This window comes from Cellulomonas endometrii, assembly GCF_949769265.1.
GTDB classification, from domain to species: Bacteria; Actinomycetota; Actinomycetes; order Actinomycetales; family Cellulomonadaceae; genus Cellulomonas; species Cellulomonas endometrii.
In genome coordinates, this window is the sequence record NZ_CATKPC010000024.1 from 17,674 (window position 1) to 38,113 (window position 20,440).

Annotated in this window: 20 protein-coding genes; 17 read left to right on the plus strand and 3 right to left on the minus strand. The window is 76.6% G+C overall.

The window, feature by feature from the left end:
- Positions 1 to 51: 51 nt before the first annotated feature.
- The 13 genes from QNH85_RS18195 (at position 52) to QNH85_RS18255 (ending at position 13,862) form a co-directional block, all read left to right on the plus strand.
- A complete protein-coding gene (locus QNH85_RS18195) occupies positions 52 to 1,059 on the plus strand; it encodes a sugar phosphate isomerase/epimerase family protein (RefSeq protein WP_282948678.1) in 1,008 nt (335 codons plus the stop codon).
- Positions 1,060 to 1,077: 18 nt separating this feature from the next.
- Positions 1,078 to 2,352 (plus strand): hypothetical protein, encoded by a 1,275-nt coding sequence (locus tag QNH85_RS18200; RefSeq protein WP_282948680.1) that lies wholly within the window; start codon positions 1,078 to 1,080, stop codon positions 2,350 to 2,352.
- Between the two features lie 99 nt (positions 2,353 to 2,451).
- Positions 2,452 to 3,606 carry a DUF916 domain-containing protein gene (locus QNH85_RS18205; RefSeq protein WP_282948681.1) on the plus strand — a complete coding sequence of 385 codons (1,155 nt, stop codon included), beginning with the start codon at positions 2,452 to 2,454 and terminating at the stop codon, positions 3,604 to 3,606.
- Between the two features lie 92 nt (positions 3,607 to 3,698).
- Positions 3,699 to 4,709, plus strand: a complete 1,011-nt coding sequence (locus tag QNH85_RS18210) for a sugar phosphate isomerase/epimerase family protein (RefSeq protein ID WP_282948683.1) — start codon at positions 3,699 to 3,701, stop codon at positions 4,707 to 4,709.
- Positions 4,706 to 5,905 (plus strand): inositol-3-phosphate synthase, encoded by a 1,200-nt coding sequence (locus QNH85_RS18215; protein ID WP_282948685.1) that lies wholly within the window; start codon positions 4,706 to 4,708, stop codon positions 5,903 to 5,905. Before QNH85_RS18210 ends, QNH85_RS18215 begins: the two co-directional genes overlap by 4 nt.
- Positions 5,902 to 6,834: an SCO3242 family prenyltransferase gene (locus QNH85_RS18220; RefSeq protein WP_282948687.1), complete on the plus strand. Its 933-nt coding sequence runs from the start codon at positions 5,902 to 5,904 to the stop codon at positions 6,832 to 6,834. Before QNH85_RS18215 ends, QNH85_RS18220 begins: the two co-directional genes overlap by 4 nt.
- Positions 6,831 to 7,730 carry a sugar phosphate isomerase/epimerase family protein gene (locus QNH85_RS18225; RefSeq protein ID WP_282948689.1) on the plus strand — a complete coding sequence of 300 codons (900 nt, stop codon included), beginning with the start codon at positions 6,831 to 6,833 and terminating at the stop codon, positions 7,728 to 7,730. The genes QNH85_RS18220 and QNH85_RS18225 overlap by 4 nt, the downstream gene beginning before the upstream one ends.
- 13 nt (positions 7,731 to 7,743) lie before the next feature.
- Entirely contained in the window at positions 7,744 to 8,526 is a 783-nt protein-coding gene (locus tag QNH85_RS18230) for an EboA domain-containing protein (RefSeq protein WP_282948690.1), read from the plus strand.
- Entirely contained in the window at positions 8,526 to 9,401 is an 876-nt protein-coding gene (locus tag QNH85_RS18235) for a TatD family hydrolase (RefSeq protein WP_282948691.1), read from the plus strand. The genes QNH85_RS18230 and QNH85_RS18235 overlap by 1 nt, the downstream gene beginning before the upstream one ends.
- Positions 9,398 to 10,597 carry a metabolite traffic protein EboE gene (eboE, locus tag QNH85_RS18240; RefSeq protein ID WP_282948693.1) on the plus strand — a complete coding sequence of 400 codons (1,200 nt, stop codon included), beginning with the start codon at positions 9,398 to 9,400 and terminating at the stop codon, positions 10,595 to 10,597. The genes QNH85_RS18235 and eboE overlap by 4 nt, the downstream gene beginning before the upstream one ends.
- The gene (locus tag QNH85_RS18245) at positions 10,594 to 11,997 is read left to right on the plus strand and encodes an alkaline phosphatase family protein (protein ID WP_282948694.1); all 1,404 of its coding nucleotides are present in this window, start codon (positions 10,594 to 10,596) and stop codon (positions 11,995 to 11,997) included. The genes eboE and QNH85_RS18245 overlap by 4 nt, the downstream gene beginning before the upstream one ends.
- Positions 11,998 to 12,052: 55 nt before the next feature.
- A complete protein-coding gene (locus QNH85_RS18250; RefSeq protein WP_346016343.1) occupies positions 12,053 to 13,555 on the plus strand; it encodes an RNB domain-containing ribonuclease in 1,503 nt (500 codons plus the stop codon).
- A 10-nt stretch (positions 13,556 to 13,565) separates the two neighbouring features.
- On the plus strand, positions 13,566 to 13,862 hold the full coding sequence (locus QNH85_RS18255) for a hypothetical protein (protein ID WP_213283688.1): 297 nt from the start codon (positions 13,566 to 13,568) through the stop codon (positions 13,860 to 13,862).
- A gap of 34 nt (positions 13,863 to 13,896) precedes the next feature.
- Here the strand turns inward: QNH85_RS18255 and QNH85_RS19965 are convergent, their stop codons facing one another.
- Positions 13,897 to 14,802 (minus strand): nucleotidyltransferase domain-containing protein, encoded by a 906-nt coding sequence (locus QNH85_RS19965; RefSeq protein WP_346016344.1) that lies wholly within the window; start codon positions 14,800 to 14,802, stop codon positions 13,897 to 13,899.
- Between the two features lie 37 nt (positions 14,803 to 14,839).
- Here QNH85_RS19965 and pip point away from each other — a divergent pair, with 37 nt between their 5' ends.
- A complete protein-coding gene (pip, locus tag QNH85_RS18270) occupies positions 14,840 to 15,784 on the plus strand; it encodes a prolyl aminopeptidase (RefSeq protein WP_282948696.1) in 945 nt (314 codons plus the stop codon).
- Positions 15,785 to 15,815: 31 nt separating this feature from the next.
- Here pip and QNH85_RS18275 read toward each other — a convergent pair whose 3' ends face one another.
- The gene (locus QNH85_RS18275) at positions 15,816 to 16,805 is read right to left on the minus strand and encodes an aromatic acid exporter family protein (RefSeq protein ID WP_282948698.1); all 990 of its coding nucleotides are present in this window, start codon (positions 16,803 to 16,805) and stop codon (positions 15,816 to 15,818) included.
- A gap of 196 nt (positions 16,806 to 17,001) precedes the next feature.
- Positions 17,002 to 17,325: a hypothetical protein gene (locus tag QNH85_RS18280; protein ID WP_282948700.1), complete on the minus strand. Its 324-nt coding sequence runs from the start codon at positions 17,323 to 17,325 to the stop codon at positions 17,002 to 17,004.
- A 130-nt stretch (positions 17,326 to 17,455) separates the two neighbouring features.
- Between QNH85_RS18280 and QNH85_RS18285 the strand changes: the two genes are divergently transcribed.
- The 3 genes from QNH85_RS18285 to gad are packed head-to-tail and all read left to right on the plus strand — an operon-like array spanning position 17,456 to position 20,429.
- Positions 17,456 to 18,160 carry a hypothetical protein gene (locus tag QNH85_RS18285; protein WP_282948702.1) on the plus strand — a complete coding sequence of 235 codons (705 nt, stop codon included), beginning with the start codon at positions 17,456 to 17,458 and terminating at the stop codon, positions 18,158 to 18,160.
- Between the two features lie 2 nt (positions 18,161 to 18,162).
- Complete coding sequence (locus tag QNH85_RS18290) at positions 18,163 to 19,008, plus strand: bestrophin-like domain (protein WP_282948704.1); 846 nt, start codon at positions 18,163 to 18,165, stop codon at positions 19,006 to 19,008.
- 50 nt (positions 19,009 to 19,058) lie between these two features.
- Positions 19,059 to 20,429: a glutamate decarboxylase gene (gene gad, locus QNH85_RS18295; protein WP_282948705.1), complete on the plus strand. Its 1,371-nt coding sequence runs from the start codon at positions 19,059 to 19,061 to the stop codon at positions 20,427 to 20,429.
- The last annotated feature ends 11 nt before the right edge of the window (positions 20,430 to 20,440 follow it).

The window sequence follows — 20,440 nt, forward strand, 5'->3', positions numbered from 1 at the left end:
GTGAGCAGCACCCGACCCGGCCCGGGGCGCCGGCCGTCTCGAAGGAGAGACATGAACTCGCATCAGCACGACTCCCTGCCCGGCCGGCCGATGAGCCGCCGGTCGCTGATGAAGGCGCTCGCCGCCTCCACGGTGGCCGTCGGCGTCGGGACCGCCCTCGGCACGTCCGCCGCCGGGGCCGCGGGCACGCTGCCCGCCGCGGCACCGACCACCGGGCGCACCCGCCTGGTCCCGGCCAACCGCATCGGCATCCAGCTGTTCACGATCCGCGACAAGGTCAGCTCGCTCGGGTTCCGGGCGGTGTTCGAGGAGCTCGGCCGCATCGGCTACGCCGAGGTCGAGTTCGCCGGGTACACGCAGGGCAACGTCGGGGCGATCACCCCGGCGCAGATCCGGCAGCTGCTCGACGACAACGGGCTCAAGGCGGTGGGCAGCCACGTCAGCACGCAGCTGCTGCGCACGGACCTCGCCAACCAGATCGACATCGCGCACACGCTCGGCATGCCGCACCTCGGCACCGGCAACGCCCCGACGAACACGGCGACCAAGGAGGGCTACCTGGCCGCCGCGGAGGAGTGGAACACCTGGGGCGCCCAGGTGAAGGCCGCGGGGCTGAAGCTCTACCAGCACAACCACGACGGGGAGTTCCGGTTCGACCCGGTCGACCCGTCGGTCCGGCTCTACGACGTCTTCTACGACAACACCGACCCGGACCTGGTGTACCTGGAGATGGACATCTACTGGGCCTACGTCGGGCAGTTCAAGTACCCGGGGTTCGAGCCGGTCGACTACGTCCTGCGCAACCCGCGGCGCTACCCGCTGCTGCACCTCAAGGACGGCAAGGCCAACGGGGCCAGCGCCAACGGCTACGACATCATCGAGTTCGGCGCCGGCGACCTGCCCTACCAGCAGTTCCTGTCCCAGCTGCGCACGCGCGGCCAGCACTTCGGGCTGTACGAGCAGGACAACGCCGCCACCACGGCCGTCCCGCCGAACCCCCTGGACTCGCTGGGCAACGCCGACCGCAGCTACGACGCCATCGCCGGCCTGCGCGGCTGAGACAAGGGAGACACGGACATGAAGCGCATGTACTCCGTCCCGGCCGCGCTCGTGGGCGCGTTCGGGCTCGTCGTCCTCGGGTCGACGGTGGCGCAGGCGGCGACGACCGACTGCACCGCCGACCTGGGCGACCAGACCATCACCGGCGACCTCGTGGTCCCGGCCGGCGCGACCTGCGTCCTGGCCGGCGCCACCGTCGAGGGCAGCATCACCGTCCTCGCCGACGGCTGGCTCGACGCCACCTCGGTCACCGTCACCGGCGACGTCGTCGCGACCGACCCGTACGGGGTGCTGCTCGACGGCACCCGGGTCGACGGCGACGTCAGCGCCTACACCTCCGGGTCCCGGGTCGGGTTCCTCTACCTCAACGACCTGCACGTCGGCGGGAGCGTCGCCGCCGGCGGGCTGGACGTGGAGATCACGGGCTCGGACATCGCGGGCGGGGTCACCACGCAGGCCGCGACCTACGTCGACCTGCTGCAGACCGGCGTCAAGGGCGACGTGGCGATCGACGGCTCCGACTGGGGCGTGAACGTCGCCGGGGCCGTCGTCGGCGGCGGGCTGGCCGTCACCGGCAGCAGCCGCGACGTGCTCATCGGGGCCACCACCGACGGCGCCGCCGACACCTGGGGCAACACCGTGGGCGGCGACCTGACGCTGACCGGCAACACCGCGAACCTGCGGGTGGCCGGCACGACGGTCCTCGGCACGATCCGGCTCGCGGAGAACGACCCCGCGGCGGCGTTCGGTCCGGGCAACACCGCCGGCGCCGTCGAGGGCGACCACACCGGCGAGGTGCCGGGCGCGGTGGCCGAGGGCGACCAGGCCCTCGCCGTCACGGTCCCGTCGCAGCGGGCCGGTGAGCTCACCTGGAGCCTGGAGGGCACCTCCGGCCTGGTGAACCTGGGCGTCGCGCAGGAGCTCGAGGACCGGTACCAGGCCACGGGCGAGATCGTCCCGGTCCGGGTGCAGGACACCCGGGCGGGCGACCCCGAGTGGTCGATCACCGCGCAGGTCAGCGACTTCACCGCCGGGGACCGCACCCTGTCGGCGAAGTACCTGGGCTGGACCCCGGAGGTCCTCGAGAACGGCGGGGACGCCGTGGCGGGCCCGGCGGTGCCGTCCGGGTTCGAGGAGGGCGACGGCCTGTCCGTGGCCCGCACCCTCGCCGAGGCGGAGGCCGGGCACGCCCGCGGCTCCTCGCTCGTCGGGGCGGACCTCGACCTGCAGCTGCCGCTCGACGCCCCCGAGGGCACCTACACCGCGACGCTGACGCTCACCGCGCTCAGCTAGCACCCCCGTCCCGCCCCGCCCGCCCGGATCCTCGTCCCGGGCGGGCGGGGCGGGCACCACCGACCGCACCCGCCCACCCGCCCGGTCCCGAGGTGTCCCGTGAGCCCCACCCGCGTCCCCGCCGTGCTCGGCCTGCTGGCCGCCCTCGTCCTGGGGGCCGCGCCCGCCGCGCAGGCCGCCGTGTCTTCTGCGGCGCAGGCCGCCGTGCCGCCGCGGCGCAGGCCGCCGCCGACCCCGCGCCGCCCGCCGACCCCGCCGCTGCTGCCGCCGCCGCCCGCCGCGTCCACGCAGGTGTCCTGGGGCGTGCGGCCCGCCGACACCGTGCACGGCGCCGAGCGCCCCAACTTCGCGTACTCGCTCGCGCCGGGCGGCACCCTGTCCGACGCCCTGGTGGTGACCAACCGCGGCGACGCTCCGCTCGCGCTCGACGTGTACGCGGCCGACGGCTTCCTCACCGCCGACGGCACCCTGGACGTGCTGGAGGCGGGGGAGGAGTCGACCGCGCTCGGCTCCTGGGTGCAGGTCGCGACCCCCGAGGTCGTGGTCGCGCCCGGCGAGTCCCTCGAGGTGCCCTTCACCGTGACCGTGCCCGAGGGCGTCCAGCCCGGCGACTACGCCGCGGGCGTCGTGTCCAGCCTGCTCGTCGAGAACGCGGCGGGCGTGTCCGTCGACCGGCGCCTCGGCTCCCGCATGCACGTCCGCGTGGGCGGCGACCTGGCGCCGGCCCTGACGGTGAGCGACGTGCGGGTGGACTGGTCGGCCGGGTCGAACCCCGTCACCCCCGGCACGGCCGCGGTGACGTTCACGGTCACGAACACGGGCAACGCCCGCATCGCCCCCGCGGAGCAGGTGCAGGTCTCCGGGCTCATGGGCCTGGGCCGGGCCCGCGCCGCGGCGGTCGAGGTCCCGGAGCTGATCCCCGGCGCCTCCGTCGAGCGGACCGTCACGGTCGACGGCGTGTGGCCGCTCGTGCGGACCACCGCCCGCGTGGCGCTGGGCGGCGAGGTCGTGGCCCTGCCCGCCGCCGCCGGGACCACCACCGCCGCGGCCGAGCCGGCACCCGCGGTGCCCGGGGTGGTCGCGACCGCCGCCGACTGGGCCGTGCCGTGGCCCGCGCTGGCCCTGGTGGCCCTCCTGGTCCTGCTCGTGGTGTGGCGGGTCCGCGCCCGCCGTCGCCGCCGCACCGCCCACCAGCGCGAGGTCGACGACGCCGTCGCCGCCGCGCTCGCCCGCCAGGGGGCCGCCACGACGTAGCCCACGACGACCAGCCCGACAGCCCGCGCGCCTTGTCACACCGCGGCGCCGGCACGCACGATCGACCCACCGTTCTCGACGAGGAGACCGCCATGACCCGACCCATCACCCTGTTCACCGGCCAGTGGGCCGACCTGCCGTTCGAGGAGGTCGCCCGGCTCGCCGCCGAGTGGGGCTACGACGGCCTCGAGATCGCCTGCTGGGGCGACCACCTGGACCCCTGGCGCTGGGACGACGACGCGTACGTGCAGAGCCGGCTCGACATCCTCCAGAAGCACGGCCTGAAGGTGTGGGCGATCTCCAACCACCTCAAGGGCCAGGCCGTCTGCGACGACCCGATCGACCAGCGGCACCGCGACATCCTTCCCGACGTCGTGTGGGGCGACGGCGACCCCGAGGGCGTCCGGCAGCGGGCCGCGCAGGAGATGCAGCACACCGCGCGCCTGGCCGCGAAGCTCGGCGTCGACACCGTCGTGGGCTTCACGGGGTCGTCCATCTGGAAGTACGTGGCGATGTTCCCGCCGGTGTCCGCGGAGGCCGTCGAGGCGGGCTACCAGGACTTCGCCGACCGCTGGAACCCGATCCTCGACGTGTTCGACGAGGTCGGCGTCCGGTTCGCGCACGAGGTGCACCCGAGCGAGATCGCCTACGACTACTGGACGACCGTGCGGACCCTGGAGGCGATCGGGCACCGGCAGGCGTTCGGCCTGAACTGGGACCCGAGCCACATGGTGTGGCAGGACCTGGACCCCGTGGCGTTCCTCTGGGACTTCCAGGACCGGATCTACCACGTCGACTGCAAGGACACGAAGAAGCGGATGGCCAACGGCCGCAACGGCCGGCTCGGGTCGCACCTGCCGTGGGCCGACCCGCGCCGCGGCTGGGACTTCATCTCCACCGGGCACGGGGACGTGCCGTGGGAGGACGCCTTCCGGGTGCTCAACACGATCGGCTACACGGGCCCCATCTCGGTGGAGTGGGAGGACGCCGGCATGGACCGGCTGCTGGGCGCACCCGAGGCGCTCGCGTTCGTCCGGCGGCTGGCGTTCGACGCCCCGGAGGCGGCGTTCGACGCGGCGTTCAGCACGAAGGACAAGGCGTGACGGCCGCGGGGTCGGCGGGATCGACGGGGTCGACGGGACCGGGGCGCACCGGCCTGTGGCTGGTCGGCGCCCGCGGGTCGGTCGGCACCACGGCGGCCCTCGGGCTCGCGGCGGTCGCGGCCGGGCACGCCGCGCCGGACGGGTGCGTGACCGCGGCGGCGGCGTTCGAGGGGCTGCCGCTGCCCGGCTGGGGCCACCTGGTCGTGGGCGGGCACGACGTCTCGGACGTGTCGATGACCAAGCGGGCGGAGGCCCTCGTCGACGCCGGGATGATCCCCGCCGCGCTGCTCGCCGCGACGGCCCCCGCGCTCGACGCGGCCGACGCCGAGGTGCGGCCCGGGCACCGGGGGCTGCTGGCGCCCGGGCAGTCGCAGCAGCGGGTCGCGGAGCAGCTCGCCGCGGACATCACGTCGTTCGCGGACCGGCACCGGCTCGCGCGCGTGGTCGTCGTCGACGTGTCGTCCACCGAGCCGCCCGTGGCCCCCGCGCCGGAGCACGCCGACCCCGGGGCGCTGGCCGTCGCGCTCGCCGAGCCCGACCGCGTGGTCCTGCCGCCGTCGTCGGTCACCGCGTGGGCCGCGCTGCTGGCCGGCGCCGCCTACGCGGGGTTCACCCCCTCGGCCGGGATGGGCCTGCCGGCGCTCCAGCGGCTCGCGGCCGACCGCGGGGTGCCGGTCGCCGGGCAGGACGGCAAGACCGGGCAGACGTGGCTGCGCACGGTGCTCGCGCCGGCGTTCACCGACCGGGGGCTGCGCGTGCTGTCGTGGGCGGGCACCAACCTGCTCGGCGGCGGCGACGGCGCCACCCTGGCCGACCCGCAGGCCGTCCGGTCCAAGCTCGCGTCCAAGACCCGCGGCCTGCGCGACCTCACCGGCTCCGACGTCACGCCGCTGCACATCGACCACGTGCCCGACCTCGGCGACGTCAAGGTCGCGTGGGACCACGTGCACGCCCAGGGGTTCCTCGGCTCCCGGATCACGCTGCAGACGACGTGGTCCGCGTACGACTCGATGCTCGCGGCGCCCATGGTGCTCGACCTGGCCCGGCTGCTCGCGCTGGCGCACGCCGCCGGGGTGGCCGGGGTCGTGCCCGAGCTGGGGTTCTTCTTCAAGGACCCGTGGGGGTCGGACCGGCACGGCGCGGCGGACCAGGCGGCCGCGCTGGTCGCGTGGGCGCGGGTCGCGGGGGCGGCGTGACGCCCACGCTCCGCGACCACCTCGAGCTCGTCCGGGCGCCCGCGGCGCTCAGCGTCCTCGGGGACACCCTCGCGGGTGCCGGCGCCGCCGGTCACCCGCTGACCCCCCGCCGGCTCGCGCTGCCCGCCGCGTCGGTCTGCCTGTACGCGGGCGGCATGGCGCTGAACGACTGGGCGGACCGGGAGGTGGACGCCGTCGAGCGGCCCGAGCGCCCCGTCCCGTCCGGCCGGATCAGCCCGCCGCGGGCGCTCGCCGTGGCCGCGGGGCTCGGCGCCGCGGGGGTGGCCCTCGCCGCGGTGGGCGGCGGCCGGCGGGCGCTCGCCGTCGCCGTGCCGCTCGCCGGGTGCGTGTGGCTGTACGACGCGGTCCTCAAGGACACCCCCGCGGGGCCGGTCGCGATGGCCGCCTGCCGGGGGCTCGACGTCCTGCTCGGCGCCGGCACCGGGCACCTGCGCGCCGCCCTGCCGGCCGCCGCGGCGCTCGCGGCGCACACCGCCGGGGTCACGGTGCTGTCCCGCGGCGAGGTGCACGGCACGACCCCGTCCGTCGCCGGTGCCGTGGCCGCCGGGACCGGGGCCGTCGCCGCCGCGGCGCTCGCGGGCCCGCGGACCGGCGCGACCGGGTCCGGCACGACCGGGTCCGGCACGACCGGGTCCGGCACGACCCGCGCCGGTGCCCTCGCCACGGTCGCCGCGACGGCCGCCTACCTCGCGGCGTGCCTCCCGGCGCAGGCCGCCGCGGCGCGCGAGCCCACGGCCGCCCGGGCACGGTCCGCGACGGGTGCGGGCATCCGGGCCATGGTCCCGCTCCAGGCGGCGTGGGCGGCCCGCGCCGCCCGCCCGGCGACCGCCGCGGCGCTGGGCGTCGTCGCCGCCGCGGGCGCGCTGCTGCGCCGGGCGTCCGGCACCGGGGCGGTGAGCGAGACGTGACGGACGCACCGCGCCCCGGCCCGCTGCCGCTCGCGCTCGGGTACGGCACCAACGGCCTCGGCGACCACCCCCTCGGCGCGGCGCTCGACCTGCTGGAGGACGCCGGGTACGACGCCGTGGCGCTCACCCTCGGGTTCCCGCACCTCGACCCGTGGGTGCCGGCCGCCGACGTCGCGGCCGTCCGCGACCGCCTCGCCCGCGCCCACGGGGGACGCGGGATGCGGGTCGTCGTGGAGACGGGCACCCGGTACCTGCTCGACCCGCGGCGCAAGCACGCGCCCGCGCTCGTCGACGAGGACGCCGGCCCCCGCCTCGGGTACCTCCGCCGTGCGGTCGAGGTCGCCGCCGCGCTCGGCGCCCCGACCGTCCAGCTGTTCTCCGGGGTGCTCGCGCCGGGCGTCCCTGCGGACGTCGGCCGGGACCGGCTCCGTGCCCGCCTGCCCGGCCTCGTCGCCCACGCCGCGGACCACGGCGTGCGCCTCGCCCTCGAGCCCGAACCCGGGATGCTCGTCGAGACCGTCGCCGACGCCCTCGTGCTGCACGCGGACCTCGGCGGGCCGCCCGCCCTGGGGCTGACCGTCGACATCGGGCACTGCCTCGTCGTCGAGCCCGGTGGCGTCGCGGGCGCCCTCGCCGCCGCCGGCCCGCACCTGCACCACGTGCAGATCGACGACATGCCCGCCACCCACCACGAGCACCTGCCGTTCGGGCAGGGGGCGCTCGACCTGCCCGCCGCCCTCGCGGCGCTCGCGGCCGTGCCCGGCTACGACGGCGTCGTGTCCGTCGAGCTGCCGCGGCACTCGTGGGACGCGCCGCGCCAGGTGCGCGACGCGATGACCGCCCTGCGCCGCGCCTGGGCCGGCCGCCCCGACCCGGTACCCGTCCCCGCACCCTGAGAGGGAGGCCACCATGACGCCGACGACGTCGTCCGGCCCCGCAGCACCCACCGGCCCGCCCGGTTCCGACCCGCCGCCCACCGCGGTGGTGACCGCGGCGACCGCTCCCGCGACCGGCTGGCTGGCGCAGGCGCTCGCGGCGGTCCGGCGCGACCCGCGCGCCGCCGACGAGGCCTTCCCGCTCGCCGGGCGGCGCGTCGGCCGGGACCCGCTCCGCCCGGACTCGGACCCCGCGGGGACCGCGCACGGCACCGTCGACGACGCCGCGCGCGCCGCGGTGGTCGTCGCGCTCGCCGACGCCCACGGGTCCGACGCCCTCGCGCTCGCCGACCACCTCGTCGTCCTCTACCGGGACGGCGACACCGCCGAGCGGCGGGGTGTGCTGCGGGGCCTGGACGTGCTGACCGCGACCGCGCCCGGCCCGCTGCCCGGCCCCGTCGTCGCCGTCGGCCGAGACCTCGCGGGCGACGCGCTGCGGGCCAACGACACGTCCCTGGTCGCCGCGGCCGTCGGGCCGTTCGCCGCGGCGCACCTCGACCAGCACACCTGGCGGCACGCGGTCGTGAAGCTGGTGTTCCAGCAGACCAGCCTCGACGCCGTCGCCGGCCTGGACCGCCGCGCCGACGCGGAGCTCGCCCGGATGGCCACCGACCTCGCCGCGGAGCGCCGCGCCGCCGGCCGGCCCGTGCCCGACGACCTGGCCCGCATCGCGACGGTGCGCGCCGACCCGTCCTCCCCGCCCCACCAGCCCGGCCAGCCCGACCCCGACGACCACGCCGACCGTCAGGAGCCCTGATGCGCATCCTCGACCCGCACATCCACATGACCAGCCGCACGACCGACGACTACGAGGCGATGTACGCCGCGGGGGTCCGCGTCGTCGTGGAGCCGGCGTTCTGGCTGGGCCAGCCCCGCACCGGCGTGGGCTCGTTCACCGACTACTTCGACTCGCTGCTCGGCTGGGAGCGGTTCCGGGCGGCGCAGTTCGGCATCCGGCACCACGCCACGCTCGGCCTGAACCCGAAGGAGGCGAACGACCCGCGCTGCCGCGGGGTGCTCGACGTGCTGCCGCGGTACCTCGCGAAGGAGGGGGTCGTCGCCGTCGGGGAGCTCGGGTACGACGCGATGACGGAGGCCGAGGACGAGGTGTTCCGCCGGCAGCTGGAGCTGGCGGGGGAGGCCGACCTGCCGGTGCTGGTGCACACCCCGCACCGCGACAAGCAGGCCGGGACCCGCCGGACGCTGCAGGTCGTCGCCGAGTCGGGCCTCGCGCCCGGGCGGGTGCTGGTCGACCACCTCAACGAGACCACCGTCGCCGCGGTGCTCGACGCCGGGGCGTGGGCCGGGTTCTCCATCTACCCGGACACCAAGATGGACGAGGGACGCATGGTCGCGCTGCTCCAGGAGCACGGCACCGAGCGGATGATCGTGAACTCGGCGGCCGACTGGGGCCGGTCGGACCCGCTGAAGACGTGGCGCACCGGCATGACCATGCTCGAGGCCGGCTTCACCGAGGACGACGTGGACCAGGTGCTGTGGCGCAACCCCGCGGCGTTCTACGCGCAGTCCGGCAATCTCGTCCTGGACCCCGTGCCGGGCTTCGTGCCGGGCCGGGCGCCGGAGCCCGCGACCTTCGAGGGCTCCTCCGTGCTGCGGGGCGTGCGCGCATGACGATGCGGCTGTCCTACTGCACCAACGTCCACCCGGCCGAGGACCTCGACGGCGTCCTCGACCAGCTCGCCCGGTACGCGGGGCCGGTGCGGGAGGCCGCCGGGCTCGGCACGCTCGGGGTCGGGCTGTGGCTGCCGGCGACGCTCGCGCACCGGCTGGCGGGCAGCCCGGACGACCGCGCGCGGCTCCGGGCGGCGCTGGCCGAGCAGGGGCTGACCGTGCACACCCTCAACGCGTTCCCGTACGGCGGGTTCCACGCCGAGGTCGTCAAGCACGCGGTGTACTCGCCGACGTGGGCGGAGCCCGAGCGCGCGGCGTCCACGCTCGCCTGCGCCGAGGTGCTCGCCGACCTGCTGCCCGAGGGCGTCGACGGGTCCATCTCCACGCTGCCGCTCGCGTGGCGGGAGCCGTGGTCCCCGCAGCAGGACGCCGCGGCCACCCGCGCGCTGGCGGACCTGTCCCGTGACCTGCGCCGCCTGGCCGGCCGCACCGGCCGGACGGTCCGGCTCGCGATCGAGCCCGAGCCGGGCTGCGTGCTCGACACCGTCGACGACGTCGTCGGCTGGCTCGCCGCGCGGACCGGCACCGGGCCGGGGCAGATCGACCCCGAGCACGTAGGCGTCTGCCTCGACACCTGCCACCTCGCCGTGTCGTTCGCCGACCCGGCCGCGGCCGTCCGGCGGATCGAGGACGCGGGGCTCCGGGTGGTGAAGGTGCAGGCGTCCGCCGCGCTGCACGTCGCGGACCCCGCGGACCCGGCCGCCCGCGCCGCCGTCGCCCGGTTCGCGGAGCAGCGGTACCTGCACCAGGTGCGCGAGTCCAGCGGCGGGGCGGTGCACGCCGCCGACGACCTGCCCGAGGCCCTCGCGGACCTGCCCGGCGCCGGACCGTGGCGCGTCCACGTGCACGTGCCGCTGCACCACCGCCCGGCCGAGCCGCTGGCGTCCACCACGGACGTGCTCCGCGACGCCGTGGCCGCGGTCGCCGGGACCCGGCACGGCGCCGACGCGCACCTCGACGTCGAGACGTACACGTGGTCGGTGCTGCCCGCCGGGCTGGCCGCCCGCGCGGCGGACGACCTGGTCGCCGGGATCGCCGCCGAGCTGCGCTGGGCGGTCGAGCACCTGAGCACCGCCGGGCCCGCGCCAGCCGCACCCGCGCCCGTACCCGCCACCACCGCCCGGAGGTCCGCGTGAAGCCGCTCGTCCTGCTCGACGTCGTCGGGCTCACCCCGCGCGCGCTCGCGCACATGCCCCGCCTCTCGCGGATGGCCGCGGGTGGCTGGCGGGCCGGCCTGGACACCGTGCTGCCCGCGCTCACCTGCTCGGTGCAGTCCACGATGCTCACGGGCCTGCCGCCGTCGGGCCACGGCGTCGTCGGGAACGGCTGGTACTTCCGCGACCTCGGCGAGGTGCACCTGTGGCGGCAGCACAACCGCCTGGTCGCGGGGGAGAAGGTCTGGGAGACCGCCCGCCGCGCCGCCCCCGGGTACTCCGCCGTGAACGTGTGCTGGTGGTACGCGATGGGGATGACCACCGACGTCACCGTCACGCCGCGGCCGGTCTACCACGCGGACGGCCGCAAGTCCCCGGACGCCTACGTGCGGCCGCCGGCCCTGCACGACGAGCTCGTGGGGCGGTTCGGCGACTTCCCGCTGTTCCAGTACTGGGGGCCGACCGCCTCGATCACGTCGAGCCGGTGGATCGTCGAGGCCACCCGGCACCTCATGGCGACCCGCGCCCCGGACCTCACCATGGCGTACGTCCCGCACCTCGACTACGACCTCCAGCGGTACGGCCCGCTCGACCCCCGCGCCGACGCCGCCGCCGCCGAGCTGGACGCCGCGCTCGCCCCGCTGCTCGACGACGCGGAGGCCCGCGGGGCGACCGTCCTGGCGGTCTCCGAGTACGGCATCGAGCCCGCCGACCGGCCCGTGCACCTGAATCGGCTGCTCCGCGAGGAGGGGCTGCTGCAGGTGTACACCCAGGCCAACGGCGAGCAGCTGGACCCGTGGACGTCGCGGGCGTTCGCCGTCGCGGACCACCAGGTCGCGCACGTCTACGTCGCCGACCCCGGGGACGTCCCGCGGGTCGCGGACCTGCTGCGTGGCGTACCGGGCGTCGACGAGGTGCTCGACCGCGCCGCGCAGGCCCGGTACGGCCTGGACCACGAGCGGTCCGGCGAGCTGGTCGTCGTCGCCGAGCCGGGCGCGTGGTTCACCTACCCGTTCTGGCTCGACGACGACCGCGCGCCCGACTACGCCCGCGGCGTCGACATCCACCGCAAGCCCGGGTACGACCCCGCGGAGCTGCTGTTCGCCGACCCGCTCGCGAAGGCCCGCGCCGGGCTCAACCTGGTGCGCAAGAAGCTGGGGCTCCGGTACGCCATGTCGACGACCCCGCTGGACCCCGGCGGCGTCCGCGGCACGCACGGGCGGCTGCCCTCGGCGGCGTCGGACGCCCCGGTGGTCCTGTGCTCCGACCCGGACGTCCCGCCGACGGTCGCGGCGGCCCTCGCCGCGGGGCGGGGAGTCCCGGCGGCGGGGGTGCGGGCGGCGGTCCTGGAGCTCCAGGGCCTGGGTGCCCTGACGCGCTGAACCGGGGGCTGGCGGGCGGCGCGCGCCCGTCAGCCCCGCGTCCTAGGCTCGCGACGTGCCCCGACGCCACGTCCGCCTGCATGCCGCCCCGGTCCACGACGACCGGGTGGGCGACATCGACGCCGCCGTGCGCGAGGGGCTCGCCGCCCTGCGCGCGGAGCTCGACGTCCCCGACGCCTTCGGCCCCGAGGTGCTCGCGGAGGTCGCCGCCGTCACCGCGGCGGGCCCCGCGTCCGACCGCGCCGACGCCACCGACGTCCCGTTCGTGACGATCGACCCCGAGGGGTCCCGCGACCTCGACCAGGCGGTGCACATCGAGCGGCGCGGGGACGGGTTCCGCGTGCGGTACGCCATCGCGGACGTCGCCGCGTGGGTGCGGCCCGGTGGCGCGATCGACGCGGAGGCGCGCCGCCGCGTCGAGACCCTGTACGCCCCCGACGGCCGCACGCCCCTGCACCCGCCGCAGCTGTCCGAGGGGGCGGCGAGCCTGCTGCCCGGCCAGGACGCCCCGGCACTGCTGTGGGACATCGAGCTCGACGCCGCCGGCGAGCCCACCGCGTTCCGGGTCGGCCGGGCGCTGGTCCGCAGCCGGGCGCAGCTGACGTACGAGGGGGCGCAGCGGTCGCTGGACGACGGGTCGGCCGACGGCACCCTGGTGCTGCTCCGCGAGGTGGGCGGGCTGCGGCAGGCGGCCGAGGTGGCGCGGGGCGGCCTGACGCTGCCGGTCCCGGAGCAGGAGGTCGAGGTCGACGCCCGCGGCGCCTGGACCCTGCGGAGCCGCACGACGCTGCCGGTCGAGGAGTGGAACGCCCAGATCTCGCTGCTCACCGGCATGTGCGCGGCCCGGCTGATGCTGGACGGGCGGATCGGTGTGCTGCGCACCCTGCCGCCGCCGGACCCCCGGGACGTCGCGCGGCTGCGGCGCACCGCGCTGGCCCTCGGCGTCGCGTGGCCCGACGGGGCCGATCACGCCGCGGTCGTGCGCGGGCTCGACGCCGGCGTCCCGGCGGAGGCGGCCCTGCTGACGGAGGCGACGACCCTGCTGCGCGGTGCCGCCTACGTCGCGTTCGACGGGGAGGTGCCCGAGCAGGCGCTGCACGCGGCGATCGCCGCTCCGTACGCGCACACCACCGCGCCGCTGCGCCGGCTGGTCGACCGGTTCGTGGGGGAGACCTGCGTGGCGCTGTCGGCGGGGACCGAGGTGCCGGACGACGTCCGCTCGGCGCTGCCGCTCCTGCCGGACCTGATGGCCGGCGGCGACCGGCGCGCGTCCGCGTACGAGCGCGGGTGCGTCGACCTGGTCGAGGCCGCGCTGCTGGCCGGCCGGGTGGGCGAGGAGTTCGACGGCGTCGTCGTCGACGTGAAGGAGGACGGGTCGAGCGGGGTCGTGCAGCTCCGGGAGCCGGCGGCCCGCGGGCGGCTCGAGGGGGCCGGCCTGCCGCTCGGGCAGGGGGTGCGCGTGCGGCTGACGGGCGCCTCGCCGGTCGACCGCACCGTGCGGTTCGTGCTCGACGGCGTCCCGTCGGGCTCCGGTGGCGCTCCGGCCGCGGACGTCTAGCGTCGGACGCATGCCCCGACCGACGTCAGCCGCCGTCGCCGCGAGCGACCAGTGGACCGATCCCGACGGCTACCGCATGCCCGGCGGCGAGGTGCACGCCTGGGAGTCCGGCCGGAACGAGACGCTGTGCGGACTGTCCCTGTACCGGTCGTCGCTCCTGCGGTTCCCGCACGTCACGTGGGCCGACGTGCAGCCGGCCACCGGACGGGACGCGGACCGGGTCGCTCGGGTGTGCCCGAAGTGCGCGGCGGGGATGGGCCGACGGCGGGACGAGAAGCCGTGGAAGCGGGTCGACCCGCGGCCGTGAGAGCCGCGACGTCGGGGCGCGCGGTGCCGGCGCGTCAGAGCTCCCGCAGCTCCGCCGTGCGCTCGCCGCCCGCGTCGCCGGTGTTCACCGTGCCGCGCGGCTCGATCAGGATCGCGGCGACCTCGCCGTCCGCGCGCGGGCAGTGCTCGACGCCGCGGGGGACGACGAAGGTGTCCATCTGGCCCAGGTGCACGTCGCGGTCCCGCAGCTGGATCGTCAGCGCCCCGCTGACCACGAGGAACAGCTCGTCGGTCTCGGGGTGGCTGTGCCAGACGAACTCGCCGTCCAGCTTCACGACCTTGACGTCGTAGTCGTTCACGCTCGTCAGCCGGTGCGGCTGCCACGGCTCCGCGACCGCGTCGAGGGCCGTCAGCACGTTGCGCACGTCGTCCGTCATGCCGCCGACCGTAGCCGACGCGCCCGGGGGGCCCAGACGGTCGAGGGCGCCGAGCCCGTCGACCGCGTCGAGCGCGTCGATCCCGTCGAGCACCGCGAGGTCGTGCCGGTCCTGGTCGCGGAGCGGGTACCCGGCGTGGAACGCGCGCTGCTGGGCCACGGACAGGCACGGCACCGCGCGGCCCGACACCGTCCCGGTGGTCAGCGCGTCCGGCGGGTAGTCGAAGTGCGCCCCGTCGAGCCCCGCCTGCCGGCCGTGACCCGCGGCGTCGAACGCGACCGGGTGCACGTCGACCCAGCCGCGGCCGTGCGCCGCGTACTCGACCCGGACGGGCAGCCAGTCCGTCTCCCGCCTGTACCCGAGGTCGGCCAGCGCGTCGAGGGCGGGGCCGAGGTCGTCCGCGTGCACGGCGAGGTCCAGGTCGCGGTGCGGGCGGGTCTGCGCACCGGCCAGCGCCGCGACGCCCCAGCCCCCGGCGACCCAGCAGCGCACGCGCCGTCCCTCGAGCGCGTCGAGCACCCGCAGCACCTCGTCCAGGTCCACGGCACCGACGCTACCGGCGTGCGGCAGACTCGGGTCCGTGAGCGCGCCGGGGCCCGTCCAGCCGTACGACACGGGCATGCTGCCGGTCGGGGACGGGCACGAGCTGTACTGGGAGACGGTCGGTCACCCGGCCGGCTCGCCCGCGGTGTACCTGCACGGCGGCCCGGGCAGCGGCTGCGGCACCGGCGCACGGGCGCTGTTCGACCCCGCGCGGTACCGGGCGGTGCTGGTCGACCAGCGCGGTGCCGGCCGCAGCCGGCCGCTCGCCGACGAGCCGGGGACGGACCTCGGCACGAACACCACCGCCCACCTGGTGGCGGACCTCGAGCGGCTGCGCGCGCACCTCGGGATCGACCGCTGGGTGGTGGCCGGGGTGTCGTGGGGCGTGACGCTCGCGCTCGCCTACGCGCAGGCCCACCCGGACCGCGTGCGCGGCATGGTGCTCGGCGCGGTGACCGCGGGCACGCAGCGGGAGATCGCGTGGCTCACCCGCGACATGCGCCGGGTCTTCCCGCGTGAGTGGGACGAACTGGTGCGGGCGCTGCCGCCGTCGCTCCGGGACGGCGACGTCGCCGACGGCTTCGCGCGCCTGCTGTCCGACCCGGACCCGGCCGTGCAGGCGGCGGCGGCCCGGGCGTGGTGCCGGTGGGAGGACACGCACGTCTCCCTGGCGCCGGGGTGGTCGCCGGACCCCCGCTACGACGACCCCGCGTTCCGCCTGCGGTTCGCGCGGCTGGTGACCCACTACTGGGCGCACCGCTGCTTCCTCGCGGACGGGCAGCTCCTGCGCGACCTGCCGCGGATCGCGCACGTGCCGGCGGTGCTCCTGCACGGGCGCCTCGACGTCAGCAGCCCGCTGGACACCGCCTGGGACCTGCACCGCGGCTGGCCCGCGAGCAGGCTCGTCGTGCTCGACGGGGTCGGTCACGGGGGCGGCGCGCTCACCCGCGCGATGCGGGAGGCGCTGGACGACCTGGCCTGACGGGCCGCGCTGAGCGGGGGCCGGCCCGTGCTCAGCCGGTGAGCAGGGGGGTCAGCGCCACCACGACGGCGTCCGCCGGCAGGGTCGTCCCGCCGGCCCGTGCCCGCGCCGCGGCGACCGCGTCCCCGGCGTCGTCGAGCGCACCGGCCAGCCGCGCCGCCGCGTCGTCGTCCGTGCCGTCCTGGCGCAGCGCCCGCACCACCGCCGCCCCCGCAGCGACGGCGTCGGCCACGGCGGCCCGCACCTCGGGGTCGCCGGCGCTCGTGGCGAGCGGGCGCGTGGCGTCGGGGACGGCGTCGAGCGTCGCGGCGGTCTCCAGCGTCCGCGTGACGTCGAGGGCCACCCCGGCGGCGCGGTCGAGGGACCGGGCGTGCCGGTCCTGCCGCTCCCGCCAGGACCGGTAGTGCCGGGCCGTCCAGTTCGCGCGCGCCGCGTCGCGGGCCTCCGCCGCTGCCGACGCGGCGTGCGCGCGTGCCGTCCGGAGTCCCCGGTCGGGCGGCACCGCCGCGTCGTCCCGCACCGCGTCGGCGAGCGCCTCGAGGTGCCCGGCGACCTCGGCCTGCAGCGCGTCGAGGGCGCGCTCGGCGGGCGTCAGCGGCAGCGGGGGAGCGAGGGCGTTGACACCCACGCCGATCATCGCGCCCAGCAGGGTGAGGCCCACGTACGCGGAGACGTAGCCGACGGGGTCGGCGGCGCCGATCACCAGCACGAACAGCGCGGACGTCGGCACCCAGGACCCCAGGTCGCCGAGAACGCGCCAACCCGACAGCAGCACGCCCACCAGCACGACCACCGCCAGCGCCGGCAGCTGCGCCAGCGGGCGGGCGTCGACGGCCCGTGCGACCACCGCGCCGAGCGCGATCGCCAGCACCGCCTGCGCGGACTGCAGCGTCGACCCCCGCACGGTCACCGACGTGGCCACCACCGCGCCGAGCGGGGCGTAGTACGGGTACTCGCTCCACGGACCGGGGACGAGCCCGACGGCCAGCCACGCCAGCACCGCCGCCCCGGTGGTGCGCACCGCGCGCGCGATCCACGGCCGCCGGGCGAGGGCGTCGGCGATCCTGCGGGCAGCCGCGCGGGAGGCGGTCGGGAGGCCGGCGGGGAGGGGGGCGGGGGTCGGGCAGCCGGGCGCGGGAGGAGGGCGGGCGAGCGGGAGTCATCCCCTCCACCCTGACGCGCCGGCGCGACCCCCGCACCCAGGGACGCCGCGCGCGTCAGGCGCGGGTGGCGGCCGTCCGCGCCCGCCGCCGGAGCACGACCGCCCGCAGCACGGCGTGCAGGCCGACGTCCAGCCACGCCGCGCCGAGGGAGGTGAGCAGCACGAGAGCGGTCGGCCACGTCGACGGGTCGAGGGCGAGCAGCACGCCCGACCACGGCAGCCCGAACAGCAGCACGACGAGCAGCGCGATCCCGGCGCCGATGTTGGCGTCCTGCGTCGGCTGCAGCGCGAGCACGACCAGCACGACCGTGAGCACCAGGACGACGGCGGCGTGGGCGAGGAGCAGGCGGGGGGCGCGGCGGGGCGCTCGGTCGGTCACCCGCCCATCCTGCCCGGTCGGCGTACCGGACGGGGCGAGGCGCAGCCTCACTCGCTGCAGGTGACGCGCGGCCCGCCGCTGCCGGACCAGTGTGGGTCCCGGGACCGGACGGACGGTGAGGGGGTCGACGATGGCGACGACCTCCCCGCCGCGCGCCGCGCCTGCCGACGACCCCGCCGAGCGGACGCGCCGGCGCCTGGAGCTGGTCGCCGCGGTGCTGCTGGCCGTGGCGACGGTCGCGACCGCGTGGTCGGCGTTCCAGAGCGCGAAGTGGGGTGGGGTGATGACGACGTCGTACAGCGCCGCGGGCGCCGCCCGCACGGAGAGCAACCGGTCCGCCACGCTCGCCGGCCAGCAGACGATCATCGACGTCCAGCTCTTCACGGACTGGCTGGAGGCGCTGGCGACGGAGAGCGGGGACGTCGGCCCGCCCGCGCGGTACGAGCCGGACCCGGCCGCCTACTCGGGGTTCCTGTTCGACCGGTTCCGGGAGGAGTTCCGGCCCGCGGTGCACGCGTGGCTCGCGGAGGACCCGGCCGCGAACCCCGACGCGCCGCCGAGCCCGTTCGCGATGGACGAGTACGTGCTGGCCGCCACGCAGGACGCGGAGCGCCGGGAGGCCGACGCCGACGCCGCGGCCGCGCGGGCGCAGCAGGCGAACGCCACGAAGGACAACTACGTGCTCGCGACGGTGCTGTGCGCGTCGGTCCTGTTCTTCGGCGGCATCGGGGCGCGCCTGTCGTCCACCCGTCGCCGGGCGGTGATGGTCGCCCTGGCCGCGGTGGCGCTCGTGGCGACCGTCGTCGTGCTGGCCACCTACCCGGTGCGGGTGTGACGGTGAGCATCCTCCTCGGCGCGCTCCTGACCGCGGCGGCCACCGCGCTGGCGGTGACGGCGATGCTGCTCGTGCGGCGCCGCGCCCCGGAGGGCAGCCGGTTCAGCGACGGCGACCGCGCGTCGGGCGTGTTCGGCGTGGTGGCCACGGGGTTCTCCGTGCTGCTCGGGTTCATCGTGTTCCTCGCGTTCCAGTCGTACGACGAGGCGCGCAGCGGCGCCGAGGAGGAGGCACGGATCGTCGCCCAGCAGATCCAGACCGCCCAGTTCCTCGGCGCGGACGAGGGCGCCGAGCTGTCGGGCGAGCTGGTCTGCTACGCCCGGTCCGTCGTGCACCAGGAGTGGGCCGCGATGGCGTCGGGCACCCTGGGTGACGCGATCAACCCGTGGGGCGTGCGCATGTTCCAGACCGCGCGCGACGTCGTCCCCGCCTCCGACACCGAGCAGTCCGCGTACGACCGGTGGATGGACCAGACGGGGGAGCGCGAGCAGGCGCGGCTCTCGCGCGTGCACGGCGCCGAGGGCCTGATCCCGGTGCCGCTCTGGCTCGTGCTGTTCGTGGTGTCCGCGACGATCTTCGTCTTCCTGCTGTTCTTCGCCGACTCCGCGGAGCGCCGGGCCACCCAGGGCCTGCTCATGGGCAGCGTCACGCTGGTCATCACGCTGCTGCTGTGCCTGCTGGCCTTCTTCAACCACCCGCACGGGAACCAGGTCGGCAAGCTCCAGCCGACCGCCATGGAACGCACCCTCGTCCTGATCGACCTCGAGTCGCAGGCCGCGGGGGTCGACCTCGATCCGCCGTGCGACGAGCACGGCACCGCCGCCGGCGACGCGGGCGAGCGCCCGTGACTCCGGCACCGTCGCGGCGCACCGCCGCGGCGCCGACGAAAGAGGACGCGATGAGCAACGACCAGCACGTGCTGCGACCGACCTACACCCGCGACCCGATGCGGTCGGTCACCCCGCGCTCCGTCCTGCCCGAACGGGAGATGGAGCCCACGTCCGCGTACCAGCTCGTCCACGACGAGGTGATGCTCGACGGCAACGCCCGGCTCAACGTGGCGACCTTCGTCGCCACCTGGATGGGGGACGAGGCGGACCGGCTGTACGCCGAGGTCTACGACAAGAACATGGTCGACAAGGACGAGTACCCGCGCACCGCCGCGGTGGAGGAGAACTGCTGGCGGATCCTGGCCTCGCTCTGGCACGCGCCCGACGCGGAGTCCACGATCGGCACGTCCACGATCGGGTCGTCCGAGGCGTGCATGCTCGGCGGCCTCGCGTTCAAGCGCCGGTGGCAGCTCGCGCGGCGCGCCGCCGGCCTGGCCACCGACCGGCCGAACCTGGTGATGAGCTCCGCCGTCCAGGTCTGCTGGGAGAAGTTCTGCAACTACTTCGAGGTCGAGCCGCGGTACGTCCCGCTCAGCGAGGAGCACCCGTGCCTCGACGGCAGCGCGATCGACGCGTACGTCGACGAGAACACCATCGGCGTGGTCGCCATCATGGGCGTCACCTACACCGGCATGTACGAGCCGGTCCAGGAGATCGCCGCCGCGCTGGACGCCCTGGAGGCACGGACCGGCCTCGACGTGCCGATCCACGTCGACGGCGCGTCCGGCGCGATGATCGCCCCGTTCCTGCAGACCGACCTCGCGTGGGACTTCCAGCTCGAGCGGGTGCACTCGATCAGCACCTCCGGGCACAAGTACGGCCTCGTGTACCCCGGGGTCGGGTGGGTGGTGTGGCGCACCGCCGACGCCCTGCCGGAGGAGCTGATCTTCCGGGTCAGCTACCTCGGCGGCGACATGCCCACCCTCGCGCTGAACTTCTCCCGGCCCGGGGCGCAGGTGCTGCTGCAGTACTACCAGTTCCTCCGGCTCGGCCGGGAGGGCTACACCGCCGTCCAGCAGGAGTGCCAGGACGTCGCGATGTTCCTGGCGCACGGCATCGGGGAGCTGGACGCCTTCGACCTGTGGAACGACGGCTCGGACATCCCGGTGTTCGCCTGGCGGCTCGCGGCCGGCCACACCGGGAACTGGAACCTGTACCACCTGTCCGACCGGCTGCGGATGAAGGGCTGGCTGGTGCCCGCGTACCCGATGCCCGACGACCTGGGCGACATCACGGTGCAGCGCGTCGTCGTGCGGAACGGCTTCAGCCGGGACCTCGCGAACGACCTGCTGAACGACATCCGGGTCGAGACGGCGTGGCTCGACAGCCTCACGTCGCCGATGCCCGCCCAGGCGCAGGCGACCGGGTTCCACCACTGAGGGGAACGGGG